The 21,302-nt window shown below is 42.7% G+C and carries 13 protein-coding genes and 2 pseudogenes; 2 read left to right on the plus strand and 13 right to left on the minus strand.

The window, feature by feature from the left end; translation table 11 throughout:
• Positions 1–59: 59 nt before the first annotated feature.
• The 12 genes from AB4X21_RS09185 to AB4X21_RS09240 form a co-directional block, all read right to left on the minus strand.
• Positions 60–953, minus strand: coding sequence for a TDT family transporter (locus AB4X21_RS09185; protein WP_155127959.1), 894 nt, complete (start codon positions 951–953; stop codon positions 60–62).
• Positions 954–1,223: 270 nt separating this feature from the next.
• On the minus strand, positions 1,224–1,448 hold the full coding sequence (locus AB4X21_RS09190) for a hypothetical protein (protein WP_003012425.1): 225 nt from the start codon (positions 1,446–1,448) through the stop codon (positions 1,224–1,226).
• A gap of 1 nt (position 1,449) precedes the next feature.
• On the minus strand, positions 1,450–1,641 hold the full coding sequence (gene asp4, locus AB4X21_RS09195; RefSeq protein ID WP_003003066.1) for an accessory secretory system protein Asp4: 192 nt from the start codon (positions 1,639–1,641) through the stop codon (positions 1,450–1,452).
• On the minus strand, positions 1,634–2,989 hold the full coding sequence (gene gtfB / locus AB4X21_RS09200) for an accessory Sec system glycosylation chaperone GtfB (RefSeq protein ID WP_369087885.1): 1,356 nt from the start codon (positions 2,987–2,989) through the stop codon (positions 1,634–1,636). The genes asp4 and gtfB overlap by 8 nt, the downstream gene beginning before the upstream one ends.
• Positions 2,973–4,487 carry an accessory Sec system glycosyltransferase GtfA gene (gene gtfA, locus AB4X21_RS09205; RefSeq protein ID WP_369087886.1) on the minus strand — a complete coding sequence of 505 codons (1,515 nt, stop codon included), beginning with the start codon at positions 4,485–4,487 and terminating at the stop codon, positions 2,973–2,975. Before gtfA ends, gtfB begins: the two co-directional genes overlap by 17 nt.
• Before the next feature lie 11 nt (positions 4,488–4,498).
• Positions 4,499–6,883: an accessory Sec system translocase SecA2 gene (secA2, locus tag AB4X21_RS09210; RefSeq protein ID WP_369088380.1), complete on the minus strand. Its 2,385-nt coding sequence runs from the start codon at positions 6,881–6,883 to the stop codon at positions 4,499–4,501.
• Positions 6,884–6,909: 26 nt separating this feature from the next.
• Positions 6,910–7,380 carry an accessory Sec system protein Asp3 gene (gene asp3 / locus AB4X21_RS09215; protein WP_003012414.1) on the minus strand — a complete coding sequence of 157 codons (471 nt, stop codon included), beginning with the start codon at positions 7,378–7,380 and terminating at the stop codon, positions 6,910–6,912.
• Positions 7,377–8,921 carry an accessory Sec system protein Asp2 gene (asp2, locus tag AB4X21_RS09220; RefSeq protein ID WP_320911130.1) on the minus strand — a complete coding sequence of 515 codons (1,545 nt, stop codon included), beginning with the start codon at positions 8,919–8,921 and terminating at the stop codon, positions 7,377–7,379. Before asp2 ends, asp3 begins: the two co-directional genes overlap by 4 nt.
• Before the next feature lies 1 nt (position 8,922).
• Positions 8,923–10,500 carry an accessory Sec system protein Asp1 gene (asp1, locus tag AB4X21_RS09225; protein WP_369087887.1) on the minus strand — a complete coding sequence of 526 codons (1,578 nt, stop codon included), beginning with the start codon at positions 10,498–10,500 and terminating at the stop codon, positions 8,923–8,925.
• Positions 10,501–10,508: 8 nt separating this feature from the next.
• A complete protein-coding gene (secY2, locus tag AB4X21_RS09230; RefSeq protein ID WP_003012481.1) occupies positions 10,509–11,723 on the minus strand; it encodes an accessory Sec system protein translocase subunit SecY2 in 1,215 nt (404 codons plus the stop codon).
• A gap of 769 nt (positions 11,724–12,492) precedes the next feature.
• Positions 12,493–16,503 carry an LPXTG cell wall anchor domain-containing protein gene (locus AB4X21_RS09235; RefSeq protein ID WP_369087888.1) on the minus strand — a complete coding sequence of 1,337 codons (4,011 nt, stop codon included), beginning with the start codon at positions 16,501–16,503 and terminating at the stop codon, positions 12,493–12,495.
• A gap of 200 nt (positions 16,504–16,703) precedes the next feature.
• Positions 16,704–18,953 (minus strand): LPXTG cell wall anchor domain-containing protein, encoded by a 2,250-nt coding sequence (locus AB4X21_RS09240; RefSeq protein ID WP_369088381.1) that lies wholly within the window; start codon positions 18,951–18,953, stop codon positions 16,704–16,706.
• Between the two features lie 16 nt (positions 18,954–18,969).
• Between AB4X21_RS09240 and AB4X21_RS09245 the strand changes: the two genes are divergently transcribed.
• A complete protein-coding gene (locus AB4X21_RS09245; protein ID WP_369088386.1) occupies positions 18,970–20,706 on the plus strand; it encodes a hypothetical protein in 1,737 nt (578 codons plus the stop codon).
• Here AB4X21_RS09245 and AB4X21_RS09250 read toward each other — a convergent pair.
• Positions 20,652–20,837, minus strand: a pseudogene (locus AB4X21_RS09250) (KxYKxGKxW signal peptide domain-containing protein); the annotation flags it as partial. The gene AB4X21_RS09245 and the pseudogene AB4X21_RS09250 overlap by 55 nt on opposite strands.
• A 220-nt stretch (positions 20,838–21,057) precedes the next feature.
• Here AB4X21_RS09250 and AB4X21_RS09255 point away from each other — a divergent pair.
• Positions 21,058–21,270: pseudogene (locus AB4X21_RS09255) on the plus strand (IS3 family transposase); the annotation flags it as partial.
• Between the last annotated feature and the right edge of the window lie 32 nt (positions 21,271–21,302).

The following is a 21,302-nucleotide window of genomic DNA, read 5'->3' on the forward strand; positions in this document are numbered from 1 at the left end:
AATCGTATAGTGCATCTTACCATAATCGTGACTAGGTTTCAATGAAAAAGGATGACTTCCTACTCTCTGAGATAGGCCACATAACCACCTAAGACAGCGACTAAAATCAAGAGACAAAGAAGAGTTTCCAGCCATACGAGAGCTGTCAAGAAAGGCAGTTGCAATAAGCCTTGGGCCATTTTCAAAGAGGTCGCTGTGATGACTGTTGGAAAGGTCAGCGCTGAAAAAGCAGGTTGAAAACCTTCTTTGATCATTTTCGGTAGGCGCGTCAAAACAAAGAAATAAAAACCTTGCGAGGCCACTACCATGATCAGTAAGAACCAGACAGGAAGGCTTGCTCCACCCACACGAACCAGAGCTGCTAACAGAAGGGAAAATGGAGCGCAATAGATGCCTTCTTGGCCCAACAGATGACTGGGTAAGGGAGACTGCTTCAAATCATGATAGATAAGGGGATAAAGAAGAAAGGTCAAACCAAAACCAATCACTAAAGCGAAATAAGCAATCCCCCTAATTCCCACAACGGGATAGGTCAAAGCTGCTACTGCAATGCCCACATAGAGAACGGTCCAACTGGGAGTGGCATTGGCTCTTGGTCGCGCTAGGACATGGGTCTTGGTAAAATAGAGAATTAAGCCCAGGTCCAAGAGAAAGGCAGACCACCAGACCAACTGTGATAGACCTCCAAAGGCGGGAAAGAGGCGCAAAAGATAGGTGGATAGAATCATCCCTGCCATGGGAAAGGTTGCCATCCCAGATAAAAGAGCTGGTTGTTGGAGTTCTATCTTGGTTTCTTGCCAACGAATCGCATGATAAACGACAAAGAAAAACCAGAAGAACAAACCTGTCAGACTAAAGGCGTGGGCAAGGAAGGGTAGCGAGTCTGCGAGAAGGTTTCCAGCGCCAACCAGTCCTAACAGACAGCCTGAAAATACTAAGGGGATCTTTTTCATCGGAAGCTCCAATCATGTTGTCGCTTTCAGTATACCATAAAAGAGAAGGAAGCAGGATAAAAAAAGAGAATGGGACAGAAATCGGTAATTCGTTAGAATTCGATTTCGTCGTCCCACCTCCGCACAGTTGAGTAGGGCTGTAAAAGCTGATGAAATCAGCGTAGTAGAGCCCACTCAACCACTGCGTCTTGCGCGACAATCCAAAAACAATTGAGAGGCTAGGACTTTTGTCCCAGCCTCTTCAAATTGTAGATAGAGTCATCTTAGAAACTAGGCCTGTACGACCATCATATAAAGAAATAAGGATAGGAGAAAGACGATACTAACAACGAGGGTCGCTAGCTTGAGTCCACGGTGGGAGCGCCAGTAACTTGGCTTTCCTAGGTTACTGGTCGCATCTGTTGAAAGCGATTGTTGTTGGCGAGGCTGCAGGGTGATCAGAACCACAAGAGCGAGAGATAAGATCGAGATCCCGATTGCAAATACCATTTCCATCTTAGGATCCTCCTAACACTCTGAAGAGGGTAAAAATAACTCCCAACAAAATCACCAAACCAATGATCACATTAAAAGTGACATTGATCTTTTCAGAACGTGTCGTCTTTTCTTTTTCGGCAGGACGGCGTTTGAGAGACTCCATCCGCCCTTCTACTTCTTTGTAAAATAAATCTTTCTTACGATCACTCACTGTGTCCACCTATCCCTTCTTGCAAGCGAGCTTTGAAAACAGCTGGCTCAACGCTACTTGATTGGGCAATTTGTTGCGCGACGGCTTCTCTGTAGTTATCCACGGATTGGTAGATTTCCTGAATACGGGCCACCATATCTGCTTCTTTTCCTTGATCAAAGATATTGGCTTGTGCGAGGAAGTGGCGGTCATGCAGGGTATGGCTAAAGGCAAGGATGACTTGCTGGTGTTCGAAGGCCTTGCGAACAATACCTTGCACCTCTGCATAGTGGTTGATATCCAGATAAATACTAGAGACCTTAAGTAACTCTTTGATCCGCTCTTGACTGATATTTTGGTACAAGACCACATTTGGGTAGCGGACCATAGACAAGAGGCTCGCAGACATCTCCGTCAAAGCTGCTACACGGAAGGTCACATTCGGCAAGTTCTCTACTAGGTAGGTCAAGGCTTCGATCTGATCCGAATTGGTCAAGACAAAGGCGTCTTTACGGATATCGTCTTTCACCTTGAAATCATACAGGTAGCCAAGGGGACCGAAATAGCTATGCTGATCTTGCGAGGTCAACTGCAAAGCACGATGATAGGTCGCGTTTTGCGGAATCAAGATCTTCTTGGTCCGGATTTCTGGGCTCTTTAGAATCAACTGCATATTGCCCGGAAGGCTGTCGTGAAGAGGCTCCTGCCACACCAAGACGTCGCGTCCTTTGATGCCTTTATTGCCCAGCTGGAGACTAATGCTAAAGGAGGTTGCCAGCGTATTGTAGACCAAACCATCTAGATCAAAACCACGATACTCTAGATAAAAGACAAAGTAATCTAAGCGATTCTTGAAAATCCGCATGGGTTGATGGTCCAAGGTCAAGATCAAATCCCCTGTTTGGCGATTTTCTGTCAAGCGCTCGGTATCCCCTTCAAAATAAGTGGTCACCAAATGCTGACCTTGATCACCACAAGTCGTTACAGCAATCTTACGACCGTATTGGTCATAGTGCTCAATCATGACCACTTGCCCCTTATCATCTAACCACTCTAAGCGCTCGACGATGCGTTTATAGGAAGCAGCATGGTACACAATCCGAGCCTTTTCCTGACCATAGTAGGTCACTTTTCCCGAACTGTTATCCCCAGAAACTTCCCAGAAATTAGGCACTGGAACTTCATTAAAGTAGCGTCCCCGCTTCTCCCCTTTTGCTTGTCCTAAGAAATAGATAAAGGGAGACTCGACACCGTCTGGTAAGAAACCATTTGGCTCCAAAACAACGGTCGGATGGTCAAAACCAGACTCTTTCATGGAGTGGAGCAGGTCTTGGCTTTCACGAGAATAACTATCAAATACATTCAGCATGTGTCACCTCTTCTATCAATTGTGCCCAAGCTTCTTCTACTCGGCTGGTCAAAAAGTCTTCTGCACGCGCATAAGATGCTTGACGCATGCTGGCTAGATCATCTTTTTTGTATAACTGGATGATTTTCTCCTCAAAGGCAGAAGCAATCTGGTCGACCACTTGATCTGCTGAAGGCGGAATGAGATAGCCATTTTCCCCTTCTGTGACAAAGGTCTGGTTTCCATAAGGAACATCAAAACCGATAATCGGAAGTCCAGAACCAATCGCCTCCATCAGGGTCAACCCAAAGCCTTCACTGGTCGATGCTGACAGGTAAACCTCATAATTCTTATAAATTTCCTCTAGATTGGCATGCCCTTTGAGGTGGATATAGTCTGTCGCCCCCAATTCATCAATCAGAGAACGCAATTTGCCTTCTTCTCCACCTTTTCCATAGATGTCAAAGGACAATTCTGGTAATTCTTTTTTGGCCCGAACCACTGCTCGGACTAACCAGTCAATATGCTTTTCAGTCGCCAAACGAGAGGCGGTAATCATAGAAAATGACGTGCGATTTTCGTTTTGTGGCAAGCTGGCAAGACTCCCAACTGGAATGGTATAGATGGCCGGCTGATGGTTGGTGTATTTGGCAAACTGCTCGGCCAAGATTTCTTTTTGGCGGTCGGTCGCAACAATAAAGAAGTCCACCTTGTCTGCATTGGTAAATTGGTACTCGTAGTAGTTATTCCACAGGATATACTGATCGTCAACATTATTGGCACTGAAGTGCTCTGCATGGACGACCACACCCAGGCGGGCCTTTTGCGCTTCTTCAAAGATAGGCTGACCGATGTTGGTTTCCCGATCCAAAATCACCAAATCTTGTTTGGTCAATTGAAGGGTCTGCATGAAGTAGCGGATCAATTCTTGGCGACCAACCAGATAACGATCTGGGAAACGGTAGACTTCGCGGCCATCTGCCATCTGCATGCTGTAGGCAACCGTCCCGTCCTCATTGTAAAAACGGCGCTCAATCAAGTTGGCTTGGTTGTTCTTGGGAATGAAGTACTCCGTACAATAGCGGGCATAGGAGAAATAATCCTTTCTCACCAAGATCCCTCTAGACACATACTCGCAACGCTCTACATAAGGACTGTTTTCTGAGCGCAGGTAGCAGGTCAAAAAATTGTCCTGGTCTTCATAAAAGAAGCGCTTGATCTTGCCATCGACTTCTTCGCGCGTCGGTTTCCCGGCAAAACCTGCTAAGACCTGGTCAATGGTATAGGTCGTTGGTGCAATTTTTATATCTGTAAAATGGCTGTAGAGCCAGATGATTTCATCATTTTTAAAACCGATATTTTCTGTTAAATGTTGGATATTATCGGCTAGAATCATATCCATAAAAACAAATTTAGCTGGTTGATGGATATTGCGTAACAACTGGGCCCGGTAGGCCTGGGCGTACTCAACACCACTGCTGGCCCAACCAATTCCAAGGTTGATATTGTATACTGTCATAATGTCCTCTTTTATGGGAAATGCAAGACAATTTCCCCTTTTTTATTGATTTCTACTCGACTCAGTAAAAGATTGCGGACCATTTGTTCTTTGGCCGCCCCTTTCATTCGATCAAAGGATTGGTAGGCTTCTTGGAAAAATTCTACCAAAGGGTTTTTCTGACTGGTGTATTGGCCAGACAAAGCCATCCGCAATTGTTGTAGATAGTCTACCTGCTCGACCCAGTTTTCATCGATAGCTTTTAGAATGGCCATGCGCTGGAATTGGGCGATCACCTCATCGGTGCCTAAGATCTCATACTTAGCTTCTAACTCTCTTTGAGCAATTTCCCATAAGAAATTTTTCTTTGTTTTTTTAGAACGGAATGATCGATGAGTCGTCTGCGGATCCACCTGATAGCTCACATTGTCCAAAATATAACGATAAAAAGCAATGGGATCTATGTAATCTTTATTATCTGCCACTCTCATAAAGACTTCTCGGACAATTTGTTCGACAATTACATCCAAACGACCTTCTTGTTTAATCAAGCGGTTACGTTCCTTATAGATGATATCTCGCTGAATGTTCATACTTTCTGCAAATTCAAGCGTCATGCGACGACTGGCCTGACTAGAACTTTCACTTGCATTTTGAGCCCGTCCCACCAGATTCTTATATTTTCGTTTAGTCAACGGCTTAGTGGCACCAATTCGCTCCTCTACATCGTAGTCTTGGTAAGTATCCTGAATCCAATCTGGTCCCCAGTTTTTCATCAAGTCATCTTCCAGAGAAACAAAGAATTTGGTCCGTCCAGGATCTCCTTGGCGACCAGAACGACCACGAATTTGAAGGTCAATCCGCTGGTTCATCATCCGTTCGGTCCCAACAACTACTAGTCCCCCTAGTTCAGTCACTCCAGGACCCAACTTAATATCGGTCCCTCGACCAGCCATGGAGGTCGCTACAGTCACTGCTCCCATTTGGCCAGATTCTGAAATAATTTGGGCCTCTCGAGCGGCATTATTAGCATTTAAGAGGTTGTGAGCTATGCCCTCACGCAATAGAAGATTAGAATAAAGGATGGACATCTCAACTGAACCTGTAAAAACTAAGATTGGATTGCCATTTGCATGGACTTCTTTGATATATTCTAAGGATGCAAACACTTTTTCAGGCAGGGTCTGATAAATCTCATCTGGCAAGTCCTGGCGGATTTTTTTTCGGTTAGTCGGAATTTTAATGACGGACATGGCATAGGTATCGAGAAACTCTGCCTCAGCGACTTTCCCAGTCCCCGTCATTCCTCCAAGCTTACGAAACATCTTAAAGAGATTTTGGTAGGTAATGGTAGCCATGGCCCTTGTTTCTTGGGTTAGCTTGAGACCTTCTTTGGCTTCAATCGCTTGATGGAGTCCTCCTTGCAATCGTGTCATTTCCATCAATCGACCTGTTGCCTGGTCAAGTAAGACAATCTCCGGTTGCCCTTCGACATTGGGATGGATGACATAATCCTTATCCTTAATAAAGTTTTTATTGGCTTGAAGAGCTAAGCTGATATGGCGGACCATATCATGATATTGGGGATTATAGAGGTTGGGAATAGCAAGAAAGCTTTCTGCTGCATGAGCTCCCTTTCGAGTCAACCAAACCCGTTTCTTTTCTTCATCAAACTTGAAGTCTTCCCCCTCTTTGAAGGTTTGGATCAGGGTATTAATAATCCCATATAGGTTGGATTGAACCCGAGGAGAACCAGAAATAATCAAGGGAGTCTGAGCACTATCTAGAAGCACTGAATCAATCTCATCGACAATGGCATAATTGAAGTTTGCCAAAAATTGGCCATCTGTTGAAGCTGTCAAGTTCTCTGTTAAATAGTCAAAGCCCAGACTGGTATTGGTCGTATAAATGACATCTGACCGGTAAATCTCCCGTTTGACTTCTGGATCTAATTCTTCGTCTTCAGACTGTTTCAAAGGAACTCCAACGGTCAATCCCAAAAAGCGGTAGACCTGTCCCATTTCTTCCGCATCTCGGGTTGCCAGATAGGTATTGGTCGTAATGACCATGACCCCTTTTCCTTCTAAGGCATTGAGATAAACAGGCATGGTCGCTGTTAAGGTCTTTCCTTCACCGGTATTCATTTCAGCGACATTGCCTTGGTGGAGGACAATCCCTCCCATGACTTGCACGTCATAAGGAAACATGCCCAAAACCCGTTTATCAGCTTCACGCGCAACGGCAAATGCTTCCGGTAATAAATCATCCAAGGTCTCGCCCTGAGCTAGACGTTCCCGAAATTCTACAGTCTTCTCCTGTAGCTGATGATCCGTCAAGCGGGTCATATGATCTTTCCAGCTATTCACTTCCTTCAAGATCTTTTTAATTTTTCTTAATGTAAAATAATCCAATGTGATCCTCTTTTACTAGCAGTCTGGCTCGTCTATGCGAGAACCTCTGCTCCCTCAGACGATATTGGTTGAATCGTGAAATAATGAAAAACAAATTCTTGCATGCCGGCACTAAGGAGACGCACTTCGTAGGCGTAGGCATTCTCTGGATAAACAAAAGCCAAGCTTCCATCTGATGTTACCTGACGTTTGACAGGCACACCAAAACGGTCCAGAAAGACAATTTCCACCATCACTGTATGGGAAGGTGTGGAAGTCATGCTCACATCTAATACATAAGATTGACCTCGTTTTAAGAGCGGAAGACTAGGAGCCCAACGATTGGCGCTGAAATTGCTCATTGATTTCCAGGTCTTTAAAATTTGACCAGAAGGCATCAAGGGGTTTTTAAAAACAACCTTATCCCTCGCAAAACCTTGGATAAGCGAGCCCCATAGATAGTCTGCTGAAGGCAAGGGCCCCCAATAGTGCCGTCTGGCTTCTTGTTGTTTAATAGTTATCATTCGATCCTTCCAAAATCTCTTTCCATGATTTCTTTATATTGGGTTAAAAACCATTCAACAATCGGTGCACTGGCATCATTGTGTCGACCAGGTCGACTAGAACTAATAATCCGCACAGGATGATCATAGAGGGCTTCTAAAATTTTCGGATAGGCCAGTTGATCATAGTCATCATCTCTCATATAGGCCATGGCCAGAATAGTATCCTTCAAATCCGCTTGATTGAAACGATCCCAAAACCGTTGATTCAATAGATCAATACCCTCCCTTGAGACTTGTCCGACAAGCAACTGCATCATATCTAAGGATGTCCCAAACTCATCGGGACGTTTGAATTTCAAATTAGCTGCCACATCCCCAAGATTAACAATCGGTTTCCCAACTAAAATAGCATGAGGCGAGTAGGAGGAGCCATAGTACAAAGCTCCAAAGGTCCCCATAGAAAGTCCAGAAAAGTTCATCTCTTTAGGACCAAACCCTAGCCAGTCTAGATACTGATCAATGTAAGCAACAATCTGATCTTCTAGCTCTTGAGAGCCCATATAGAAGGAGCCACCCTCTAAGCGCGGATCTGAAAAGAGGATAAAGGGACTTCCCATTCTTCGCATCATGACAAATCCTTCAAATCCTTCAGCCGGACGATACCCTGAAAAATAAATATTCAAAGGCGGTTTCATATCTCCAGGATGGAAGTAAGCAAAGATTTCCTGACGCTTGCTATCCCGAAGTGTCTGGGCCCCAACGGTCATTTCCCCAAAAGGACCATGAGAATAACGTTTGTGTAAGGCCCCAATCTTCAACTCCCCTTCTCCTTTTGCTTCCAGACAAAAGGCTAGATAATATCGCTCAAATTCATCTAGCAAGATTGGCTCTTTTAGGTCATCCTCAGAGTAGATAATCTCTTTCACGAGATCACCAATAGCGCCACTTTGGAAAAATTGAATACGCAATTGAAGTTGACAAGAGGGCTCTTTTTCATACTCTAACCATATATTAACGGGAGTAGTCCCATCGTAAACATAATTATAAATCCATTGAGCCAAGGGAGTAAAGTCCTTCCCGAAAGATCCCGTCAGCTGCAAGAGATGTTTTCCTAAAACTGTCTGCGAGCCTGAAAAATCAGGACGAATGCGGATATCGTAAGCCGTAAAAGCATCCCCATACTGACCATCATAAAGGAAACGAGTGACTTGATAGAGAAAATGGGCTTTGTCTGAAAAATCCCAAGCCCTAACCTGCTTCAACCGAAGCAATTCCTTCACTTCTTCCGGATAGGTTTCTTGTTGGAACTGATGATTGTAAAAAATGGTATAGGGTTGGAAAAAGTCCATCTGATCTTTTAAGCCCAACAAATCTTCAGGTCGATCTATTAGTAAGGCTTTGAATTTTTGGATTTCCTGCTCTTCCATATACTCTTTTAGAGAGGGCAAATCCTGGCATGAAAAATAGTGCCAACCCATTTCTTCTGGAATCTCTACTTGTTCCAGCCAATTTTCTAAACCAATTTGAAGAATATGACTTGTTTTCGACTGTTTGTCCATACTATTCTTTCATCCATCCTTCCCACTTGGCTATCAAACGCGGGCCCGTATACTCTTGTATTTTATCGACAGAGTATACTAGGGCTTCGTTCCATGGTTTCAAGGCTGTTAAGAAGTACTTCAAAGCCTTCTCTAATTCTCCTTCTTTGGATATGATATAGCCGTTCTTTAGATGATCGACAAATTCTGTCTTGGTTCGATTCACCTGAGGAATCCCCGCTGAGATTCCCGCAATTTGTGTATAAAGATTCGGTTCATCATTAAGGTCTACAATCAAGCGGGTCTGTTCCAACTCCTTGATAATATCATTCTCATGAAAGAAGTTCTTTACCGTATAACGATATTCTGGCACTTCTACAGCTAACTCATCATCCTGAATCTTATTCTCCCCAAGTTCTTGATCTGTGACTGTTAGCTGCACCGAAGCTAAGGCAATCTCTTCTTCTATCAATTGTTTTAATTGACTTCTTAAGGTAAGCAAATGATTTTCAGATGTACTGTAAAAGGCAAAAACAAGCTCAAACAAGGGGTTCTCAGCCAAGATTTCCAGCAAGTTCTTTAGTAGCTTTTTCGATAGGAAACCGTCTTCCCCCACATAGAAAAAGATTTTTGATTCTTTGCGTTCCTGACTATTCCCTAATCGTAAGCGAGAGTCAAAAGAGGTCACTCGATGGACTTTAGACTGCAAGGTTGGAGAAAAGCCAAGAATGGCTTCTTTTGTTTTTTCACTATCTGTGACAATCAACTGGACATCCTTTAAACAAAAATAAAGTAGGGAATCATATAGAGACAAGGGCTGGCGTTTCCCATAAAAAGACAGAACTTTTTTAACTCCAAATCCTAATTCTTGCAAAAAGGGCAAATTGGCCGGATGAGCTGCAAAAACTGCTTGATCTTGCTGAGGTACGATGGTCCCAAGCAGGAACTTCATTTTCTCCATGATGACTTCTTTGATTTCCGAGTAGACTCCTTTCTTAAACAAGGATTGAACGTGCTCATTCACAAATACCGAATGATTATCTTCCGTCAGCATTTCACGTAGAACCCAAGTTCCGTCAACACTGAGATACTCTTGGAAATAGGGATGCCCACTTTTATAGTAAATGACACTAGAAAGAAAGCCTCGATCATCTAAATATTCAATAAAGGCAATCTCTCCATCCTTGAGGCGAGTAATAGAGAGGATATTCCCATCTACACCCATGTCGATTTTTGCAATCATCTCCCCTCGACGAAAAGCCACTACCTGAAAAGGTGTGTAGGCAAAAGTGGTCTCTGAAGGCCACTCCAAATCCTCAATCTGCACAGGCATCATTTCCTGATCTGGAGAGACCCCCTGCAAGTGATCAAAGACAGAGAGATAGTCTGTTTCTAGCAAATCTTGACGGTGTAAAAAATAGCGTAGTTGGGGAGCATAATGCGGAATCAGCAACTTCCGATCAATCCCTGCATCTTGGAAGACACGAACCTGGTTAATGGTGTCATCAAACTCGATTGAATCCTTCGTCCAGTACCAAGGGATGGTGGTGCTATGCCAGGTCCGTTCTGACCCGTACCAAGCTGGTATAAAGTAATACATGATAACTCCTAGAATAGTCTTGTATATCGTTGATTTACTTGGAGAGCATGAATCTCTTCCCGGATGTTGTATACCATTCCGACAAACATAAGGAAGGTTCCTGGAATCATTGTTAGGCGCAATAAATCCTTATCCCATAGTAAAACTGAAAACGGTAGGGCAGTAAAAAGAATGAGATAGAAGGTCCCAAAAACAGTCAAGCGTAACACAATCCCATTAATAAATTTTCGAGTATCTGGACCAGGATAAACCGAATCGATATACTCTGAACTTTTCATCATTTTTTCAGCAATTTCCTCTCCATTGACATTGACAAAAGAAAATGCAAAGGACAAGAGGGCAATCATAAATATGTAGAGGAGGATCCAGACAGGCTCACCCATCACCAATTCTTTTGCAAACTTAGCAGCCCATTTAGCATTTGAATCCATTGAGAGAACCAGCAACAGCACATACTGTGGAATCGATACTAAGGTCATGGCATACATAAACGGCATCCCTCCAGCTGGGTTTAGCTTGATATCTAAAAAAGAATAACTTTTTAGGTTGTTGTGAATTCCAAGTTTATTGACTGGAATGCGATAACGAGCATACTCGATCAAGACGGCTGTATAAACAAAGGCTAAGATGAGAAAGAGACCAATTGCATACCAATAAGTTGGAATATCCATTTTAGATAAGGTCCGCATAATATCTTCTGGCAAATACATCACCATTCCAGCCATCATGATGACGACTGAATTTCCCAAGCCGAGTGCGGCATTTAAATCTGAGAGCCAGACTAAAAAGAAGGTGCCTGCGATCATAATCATCGTGTTGACAGCAATCACAAGAGCTGAATTTAGACTGGTTTGCAGAGGTAAATACATGGAAACTGCCAAGGCTTGTACTAAGGCGAGTAGCAAGGTTAGATACATTTTTCGTCGACCGACAATATCTGCACTGGTCTTTTCGAGATTAAAGCGCTTGGATACGGTAAACACCCGCCACAATATCATGGAAGACATCCACGGAGAAAGGCCGATTGAAAAAATCGACATTCCTCGTAAATTTCCTCCCATAATGGCACTGGATAATTGCAGGCCCGTCGCAGTCGTTTCATTCACATTAAGCACTCGCGACAAATCAACAAACGGCAATGCAATTTTACTACCAAACACATAAATAAAGACGAATAAAATCGTCCAACAAAATCGTTTCCCAACTTCTGATCGTTTTATCATGTTAATTTCAATAATTTTTCTTTCTCCGGACTTGCAGAATTAGATCTGACGAACTTAAGTTTAGCTCATTGGTAAACTAACTATTTCAAATTAAGAATAACGTATATTTAGTTTGCTGAAATATTCGACGATAATGTTTCTTTCACTACCTGATTATCTTCTTCCAAGCTAGAAACCACAAATACTTAGCCTTTCTCGTTGATAAAGGTCACTAGCTTTGCTTGAAGACTCTCTAACTTATGAACTAGATGAGCATCCCATTCTAAAATGGAGATTGAACAAATACAATATCCTCAAAAGAGACCCCGCTAGGATGCCATCCATACGAGAATTCAGATCTCTCCGTGGTTCATTCGTCTGATCATAAAAGTAGATGTCAAGCTCATTAACTCCAAACTATCGGACAATTTTTATAATATCGTTCTGGGCCATTAAAGCAATACTTTTGGAAGATTAACCGAAAAGATTTGTAAAATGGATTTTTATCTCTAGCCCCTTCTTTTTCTTCTACTTGTTTATTAAAAGTTATTGCAATTGAACCATTAGTCGATTTGCTAACTTAATAAGTTTCAGACCACTTGTTGGTCACCTTTACACAGAATTCCGAACGAGTTCATCCTCATTCATTATAACATATTCTCTATCTGATTTCGTATTTCGCATCCTCTCACTGGAGCTAACTCCTCCATTAAAAACCAGCAAAACTATGTTAGGTTTTGCTGGAACTTGGCAACGTGAAATGACATCATTTCCTCATTTATTTCTAGGGTTATTTTTCTTCTTTTTTCCGATGACCCAATGAAGTTAAACCTGCAAAGAGAGTGGTTAGCCCTGCAAGGTAAAGACCTTTTGAAGGACTCACTCCAGTCTCTGGAAGTGTTACTTTTGATTGACTGTCCTTTTGCGAAGAGAGCATAGACTCCGATGAGATCAAGGAAGTTGATGGATCTGTGAATTCTTTTTGAGAAGGCAAAGCACTTATTGATGCTAACCCACTTGTTGAGATTGAATGCGAAGATAGGCTTGATTGTGAACGACTTTCAGACAATGAAACAGTGACCGTTTGTGAAATCAAAACCGATTCAGATAAAGATTCTGAAGCGGTCTCACTGAGTAAAGTTGACGCTGCTTCTGACTCTGACGCGCTCACCGATTGAGTTTCTGATACAGACTCTGAAGATGACTCACTGAGTGAAGTTGACGCCGCTTCTGACTCTGATGCACTCACGGATTGGGTTTCTGATACAGATTCTGAAGCGGTCTCACTGAGTGAAGTTGACGCCGCTTCTGTTTCTGAAATACTCACGGATTGGAATTCTGAAACGGACTCTGAGGCGGACTCACTGAGTGAAGTTGACGCTTCTTCTGATTCTGAGGTGCTTACTGATTGGGTTTCTGATACAGAACCTGAAACAGACTCACTCAAGGAGATAGAGCTTTCTTCTGACTCTGACGCGCTCACGGATTGAGTTTCTGATACAGATTCTGAAACAGACTCACTCAAGGAAGTTGATGCCTCTTCTGACTCCGAAGTGCTTACTGATTGGGTTTCTGATACAGATTCTGAAGCGGACTCACTGAGTGAAGTTGACGATTCTTCTGACTCCGAGGTGCTTACTGATTGGGTTTCTGATACAGATTCTGAAACAGACTCACTCAAGGAAGTTGACGCTTCTTCTGATTCTGAAGTGCTTACAGATTGAGTTTCTGACGCAGACTCTGAAACCGATTCGCTCAAGGAGCTAGATGTTTCTTCAGACTCTGATGTGCTTACGGATTGAGTTTCTGACACAGACTCTGAAGATGACTCACTCAAGGAAATAGAGCTTTCTTCTGACTCTGAAGTGCTTACTGATTGGGTTTCTGATACAGATTCTGAAACAGACTCACTCAAGGAGATAGAGCTTTCTTCTGACCCTGATGCACTCACGGATTGGAATTCTGATACAGAACCTGAAACAGACTCACTCAAGGAGATAGAGGCTGCTTCTGACTCTGATGCACTCACGGATTGGGTTTCTGATACAGAACCTGAAACAGACTCACTCAAGGAAGTTGACGCTTCTTCTGATTCTGAAGTGCTTACTGATTGGGTTTCTGACACAGATTCTGAAACAGACTCACTCAGTGAAGTTGACGTCTCTTCTGATTCTGAAGTGCTTACTGATTGGGTTTCTGATACAGATTCTGAAACAGACTCACTCAGTGAAGTTGACGTCTCTTCTGATTCTGAAGTGCTCACGGATTGAGTTTCTGATACAGAACCTGAAACAGACTCACTCAAGGAAGTTGATGTCTCTTCTGACTCTGAGGTGCTTACTGATTGGGTTTCTGATATAGATTCTGAAACAGACTCACTCAAGGAAGTTGATGCCTCTTCTGACTCTGAAGTGCTTACTGATTGGGTTTCTGATACAGATTCTGAAACAGACTCACTCAGTGAAGTTGACGTTTCTTCTGACTCTGAGGTGCTTACTGATTGGGTTTCTGACACAGACTCTGAAGATGACTCACTCAAGGAAATAGAGCTTTCTTCTGACCCTGATGCACTCACGGATTGGAATTCTGATACAGAACCTGAAGCGGACTCACTCAGTGAAGTTGACGTTTCTTCTGACTCTGATGCACTCACCGATTGGGTTTCTGATACAGATTCTGAAATAGACTCACTCAAGGAAGTTGATGCCTCTTCTGACTCTGAAGTGCTTACTGATTGGGTTTCTGATACAGATTCTGAAACAGACTCACTCAGTGAAGTTGACGTTTCTTCTGACTCTGATGCACTCACGGATTGGAATTCTGATACAGAACCTTGAGCGGACTCACTGAGTGAAGTTGACGTTTCTTCTGACTCTGACGCACTCACGGATTGGAATTCTGATACAGATTCTGAAACAGACTCACTCAAGGAAGTTGATGCCTCTTCTGACTCTGAAGTGCTTACTGATTGGGTTTCTGATACAGATTCTGAAACAGACTCACTCAGTGAAGTTGACGTTTCTTCTGACTCTGATGCACTCACGGATTGGAATTCTGATACAGAACCTGAAGCGGACTCACTGAGTGAAGTTGACGATTCTTCTGATTCTGAAGTGCTCACGGATTGGGTTTCTGATACAGATTCTGAAGATGACTCACTCAAGGAAATAGAGCTTTCTTCTGACTCTGATGCACTCACTGATTGGAATTCTGAAACGGACTCTGAAAGCGATGAGGAGGCCTCTTCTGAAAAAGAGATTGATTCTTCTTCTGATTCGCTGATAGATACTGAATTAGAAAGACCGACACTTGCAGAGATAGCACTCGAGTTAGACAGTGAATCACTGAATCCCTCAGACAAACTCTTCAACTCAGATATTTCCTTTGACTCAGACCCCAATCTAGATGTACTTTCAACCTCTGACAGACTTGAAGAAACACTCAAAGAAAGTGAGCGAATTCGTGGATCTTCTGTCAAAGGAACAGTTACAGTATTTGTCGTATTATCTTTGAAAACAACTGTAACTTCTCCAGTTGCTGAAACTGAGTAGGACTTAAAATCCTTAGAAGATATGAGACGGGGATTCACAGCCTTAAACTTTTCCCACACTTGTTCTTTTTCTGCATCAGTCAATTGAGAGAGATCAGATACTTGCGTGTTTGACTTCACTGCAACAATTGGATTTCGAATCCCGTCATTTTGTGGCAATACTTTAATTCGGAAAGAACGGTCTATAAACTGGTTGTGAGCGTTGGTAAAACGAACTGTAATCGTATATGTTTTCCCGGGTTCCACAACCTCTGTATCTCCCACTTTCCCCTCAATCAGCATGGGAGCAAAGGGGGTTTTCAAAGTCGCATTCGGCACCAAGACACCATCTACCCGCTCACTATTTGGAGCATAACCCATAAAAGTTAGGATAACACCACCATTTCGCTCTCGGACAATATACTGGAGTCTCACTGGATCTGAATTATAGGCAGTGATGAGATGGTTATTTTCAGGTCCACTCATAACGAATGGGGCTCGCAACATTTGATCAGAGCCTATTGCATTCCCATTTCGAGGATCACGTTTTCCTGAAGTGGTACGTAGGACAAGATTGATCAGTCGGTTTCGGGCTGTCTTAGCTTGGTCAACTACTTGGTTTCCCTCAGCTGAAGGATTTGCTAATTGATGACGAATAGCATCCAAGGCCTGCTTCCCAAGGAACACAGTCTCCTTTCCATCTTCTAGAGCTTTAGCTTGGTCAATATACCTATAAATATCCTGTGCTAACTTATAGAGTCGTTCCTCTTGCTGATCCAATTGGATAAAAGAAGGTTCCGTTAAAACCAGTTCTGATAAAGAGGTTGAATTTATTGAAGTAGAAGCTTCTGAACTATCCATTGAAGTAATCTCAGAAACAGGGGTTCCTACTGATGAAGAGAAGCTTTCTTGACTTGTCAAGGAGTTGATTTTTTCACTAGTTAATGAATTGCCAGCAATCCCTATAACTAAGCTATCTTTTCCAATTAGACCTATTTCTGAATCCAACTCTGAGCCAAAGCTTTGTTTGTCTTCTTGATCCGCAAAAGTAGGTTGAGCAAGCGATACCGCTCCAAGCAGTGCACCTGTTGCAATCAGCCCCCTCGTGAGAGCCAATTGACTTGATCTGGAAAAGGACAAGGGCGGAGCTCCTTCTTTCCCTCTCCGTTGGAAGAAAGTAATATTTGAGCACGCAACACGCATCCAGTTTTTCCCAGTTTTGACTAATTTAAATCGTGTAATCCGCTCTCCCTTCCAAGACTTTCCATTCATCCTCTTAAATAACACATTTTTCTCCCTAAAAATTATTCTCTTTTGATTATACAGGATTATTGATCATTTTCAATATATTTGACTATTCTTTCATACTTAGTTTTCACTAGAAAAAAAGCAAATCTCTTTCGAGACTTGCTTTCACTTATTTTTAAATCCTAAGTTCATCTATATGACAGCAATGGAATGAGTTTGATAGATTAATTCTCATCCTTTTTCTTACGACGACCCAAGGCAGCAATACCTGCAAGAAGCGCAGATGCTCCTGCTGCAAACATACCTGTTGACGTTGCTGTTCCTGTTTCTGGAAGAATTCCTTCTGACCCTCTATATTTTTGGGAAGAGCTTGACGATTCAGATTGTGATCTAGTCTGACTCATTGACCCTAAATAAGAAGCTGACGTACTTGTTGACGTCGTTGTCGATTCAGAACTTGATGCACTTACTGAAGTCGTTGTCGATCTTGACACAGACTCTGAAACCGATTCGCTCAAGGAGCTAGATGTTTCTTCAGACTCTGATGTGCTCATGGATTGAGTTTCTGACACAGATTCTGAAACAGACTCACTGAGTGAAGTTGACGCTTCTTCTGATTCTGAAGTGCTTACGGATTGAGTTTCTGACACAGACTCTGAAACCGATTCGCTCAAGGAGCTAGATGTTTCTTCAGACTCTGATGTGCTCATGGATTGAGTTTCTGACACAGATTCTGAAACAGACTCACTCAAGGAAGTTGACGCTTCTTCTGATTCTGAAGTGCTTACGGATTGAGTTTCTGACACAGACTCTGAAACAGACTCACTCAAGGAAGTTGACGCTTCTTCTGATTCTGAAGTGCTTACGGATTGAGTTTCTGACACAGACTCTGAAACCGATTCGCTCAAGGAGCTAGATGTTTCTTCAGACTCTGATGTGCTCATGGATTGAGTTTCTGACACAGATTCTGAAACAGACTCACTGAGTGAAGTTGACGCTTCTTCTGACTCTGAGGTGCTTACTGATTGGGTTTCTGACACAGATTCTGAAACAGACTCACTGAGTGAAGTAGATGTTTCTTCAGACTCTGATGTGCTCATGGATTGAGTTTCTGACACAGATTCTGAAACAGACTCACTCAAGGAGCTAGATGTTTCTTCAGACTCTGATGTGCTCATGGATTGAGTTTCTGACACAGATTCTGAAACAGACTCACTGAGTGAAGTTGACGCTTCTTCTGACTCTGAGGTGCTTACTGATTGGGTTTCTGACACAGATTCTGAAACAGACTCACTGAGTGAAGTAGATGTTTCTTCAGACTCTGATGTGCTCATGGATTGAGTTTCTGACACAGATTCTGAAACAGACTCACTCAAGGAAGTTGACGCTTCTTCTGATTCTGAAGTGCTTACGGATTGAGTTTCTGACACAGACTCTGAAACCGATTCGCTCAAGGAGCTAGATGTTTCTTCAGACTCTGATGTGCTCATGGATTGAGTTTCTGACACAGATTCTGAAACAGACTCACTCAAGGAAGTTGACGCTTCTTCTGATTCTGAAGTGCTTACGGATTGAGTTTCTGACACAGACTCTGAAACAGACTCACTCAAGGAAGTTGACGCTTCTTCTGATTCTGAAGTGCTTACGGATTGAGTTTCTGACACAGACTCTGAAACCGATTCGCTCAAGGAGCTAGATGTTTCTTCAGACTCTGATGTGCTCATGGATTGGGTTTCTGATACAGACTCACTGAGTGAAGTTGACGTTTCTTCAGACTCTGATGTGCTCATGGATTGAGACTCTGAAACCGACTCGCTCAAGGAGCTAGATGTTTCTTCAGACTCTGATGCGCTCATGGATTGAGACTCTGAAACCGATTCACTCAAGGAGCTAGATGTTTCTTCTGATTCTGAAGTGCTCACGGATTGGGTTTCTGATACAGACTCACTGAGTGAAGTTGACGTTTCTTCAGACTCTGATGTGCTCATGGATTGAGACTCTGAAACGGACTCTGAGGCGGACTCACTGAGTGAAGTCGATGTTTCTTCAGACTCTGATGTACTCATGGATTGAGACTCTGAAACCGACTCTGAGGCGGACTCACTGAGTGAAGTCGATGTTTCTTCAGACTCTGATGTACTCATGGATTGAGACTCTGAAACCGACTCGCTCAAGGAGCTAGATGTTTCTTCAGACTCTGATGCGCTCATGGATTGAGACTCTGAAACCGATTCGCTCAAGGAGCTAGATGTTTCTTCAGACTCTGATGTGCTCATGGATTGGGATTCTGAAACCGATTCGCTCAAGGAGCTAGATGTTTCTTCAGACTCTGATGTGCTCATGGATTGAGACTCTGAAACCGACTCTGAGGCGGACTCACTCAAGGAAGTTGACGCTTCTTCTGACTCTGAAGTGCTCACGGATTGGGTTTCTGATACAGATTCTGAAGCGGACACACTGGTTGACTCAGACACTGAGACTGATTCGGACGTGCTTGTTGACTCAGATGTTGAAACTGATTCCGATACGCTTATTGACTCAGATGTTGAAACCGATTCCGATACACTTATTGACTCAGATGTTGAAACTGATTCCGATACACTTATTGACTCAGATGTTGAAACTGATTCCGATACACTTGTTGACTCAGATGTCGAAACTGATTCAGACGCACTTGTTGACTCAGATGTCGAAACTGATTCTGATTCGCTTGTTGACTCAGATGTTGAAACTGATTCCGATACACTTGTTGACTCAGATGTCGAAACTGATTCCGATACGCTTGTTGACTCAGATGTCGAAACTGATTCTGATTCGCTTGTTGACTCAGATGTCGAAACTGATTCCGATACGCTTGTTGACTCAGATGTCGAAACTGATTCTGATTCGCTTGTTGACTCAGATACTGAAACTGATTCTGATTCGCTTGTTGACTCAGATGTCGAAACTGATTCAGACGCACTTGTTGACTCAGATGTCGAAACTGATTCTGATTCGCTTGTTGACTCAGATGTTGAAACTGATTCCGATACACTTGTTGACTCAGATGTCGAAACTGATTCTGATTCGCTTGTTGACTCAGATGTTGAAACTGATTCCGATACACTTGTTGACTCAGATGTCGAAACTGATTCAGACTCACTTGTTGACTCAGATGTCGAAACTGATTCTGATTCGCTTGTTGACTCAGATGTTGAAACTGATTCAGACGCACTTGTTGACTCAGATGTCGAAACTGATTCTGATTCGCTTGTTGACTCAGACGCTGAGACTGATTCGGACGTGCTTGTTGACTCAGACGCTGAAACTGATTCTGATTCGCTTGTTGACTCAGATGTTGAAACTGATTCCGATACACTTGTTGACTCAGATGTCGAAACTGATTCAGACGCACTTGTTGACTCAGATGTCGAAACTGATTCTGATTCGCTTGTTGACTCAGATGTCGAAACTGATTCTGATTCGCTTGTTGACTCAGATGTCGAAACTGATTCCGATACGCTTGTTGACTCAGATGTCGAAACTGATTCTGATTCGCTTGTTGACTCAGATACTGAAACTGATTCTGATTCGCTTGTTGACTCAGACGCTGAGACTGATTCGGACGTGCTTGTTGACTCAGACGCTGAAACTGATTCTGATTCGCTTGTTGACTCAGATGTCGAAACTGATTCCGATTCGCTTGTTGACTCAGATACTGAAACTGAAACCGACTCACTCAAAGATGTAGAAGCCTCTTCCGACTCTGAGGTGCTCACGGATTGGGATTCTGAAACGGACTCTGAGGCGGACTCACTGAGTGAAGTCGATGCTTCTTCTGATTCTGAGGCGCTCATAGATTGGGAGTCAGATACTGAAACCGACTCACTCAAAGATGTAGAAGCCTCTTCCGACTCTGAGGTGCTCACGGATTGGGATTCTGAAACGGACTCTGAGGCGGACTCACTGAGTGAAGTTGATGCTTCTTCTGATTCTGAGGCGCTCATAGATTGGGAGTCAGATACTGAAATCGTCCCAATAACTACGCTATCTGCTTCAGCAAGAGCATCTTTGCCGAGTTCAGATGTTGTTGCCGTTTTAGCATCTGCTTCATCAGCTTGTGCTGCTGTCGTCACTACTGCACCCCCAAGAATCGCACCAGTTGCTAAGATCCCCTTCAACAAAGTCCGACTTGGAGTTGCTGTCGTTTCCTCAGAGACTTCTGCTACAACCAGTTCTTCAACCTGACCACGGACAACTTTAAAGAGGCCCAAATTGGAAGTTGCTGCACGAAGCCAGTTTTTTCCAGATTTGATTAATTTAAATCGAGTCACACGATCGGTTTCACGAAATGACCCATTAGAACGTTTAAAAAACATTTGTTCTCCTTATTATTCAGTTTAACATTAACATTATACATTATTATACCCTAGTTTTAAAATAATTTAATTTTAAAAATTCGAATTTATTAGTCAATTAGTTTTCATCTTTGATATGATTTATATTGATATTCTTATACTTGATGATTTTTCCATTAAAAAGATAAAATGGAACACCTGCTTGAACCACACTGTAAAAGTTAATTAATATGTTTCATGTAACTGCATGATTAGATCTTTCTTTTGTATTTTGAAAACAGAAATATTTTATGACTATGAAAAGACAGTCTATTACCTTGACCACTTGGTAAAAGCCGTTATGGGCTTTATTGGCTATTACGACAAAAAACAAATTAAGGTCAAGCTAAAAGGACTTAGTCCTGTACAACACAGAACTAAATCCTTTCCTAAAATTATTTGTCTAACTGTTTGAGCCCAGTACATTATTATGGAATTTTCTGATAA

It is taken from the genome of Streptococcus sp. CP1998, assembly GCF_041026655.1.
Lineage (GTDB): Bacteria > Bacillota > Bacilli > Lactobacillales > Streptococcaceae > Streptococcus > Streptococcus dentalis.

Coding starts and splice junctions, on each gene's coding strand:
- gtfB (WP_369087885.1), bottom strand. CDS start 2,989: ATGCTGAATGTATTTGATAGTTATTCTCGTGAAAGCCAAGACCTGCTC.
- AB4X21_RS09185 (WP_155127959.1), bottom strand. CDS start 953: ATGAAAAAGATCCCCTTAGTATTTTCAGGCTGTCTGTTAGGACTGGTT.
- asp2 (WP_320911130.1), bottom strand. CDS start 8,921: ATGGACAAACAGTCGAAAACAAGTCATATTCTTCAAATTGGTTTAGAA.
- AB4X21_RS09235 (WP_369087888.1), bottom strand. CDS start 16,503: ATGAATGGAAAGTCTTGGAAGGGAGAGCGGATTACACGATTTAAATTA.
- asp3 (WP_003012414.1), bottom strand. CDS start 7,380: ATGATAACTATTAAACAACAAGAAGCCAGACGGCACTATTGGGGGCCC.
- gtfA (WP_369087886.1), bottom strand. CDS start 4,487: ATGACAGTATACAATATCAACCTTGGAATTGGTTGGGCCAGCAGTGGT.
- AB4X21_RS09190 (WP_003012425.1), bottom strand. CDS start 1,448: ATGGAAATGGTATTTGCAATCGGGATCTCGATCTTATCTCTCGCTCTT.
- secY2 (WP_003012481.1), bottom strand. CDS start 11,723: ATGATAAAACGATCAGAAGTTGGGAAACGATTTTGTTGGACGATTTTA.
- asp1 (WP_369087887.1), bottom strand. CDS start 10,500: ATGTATTACTTTATACCAGCTTGGTACGGGTCAGAACGGACCTGGCAT.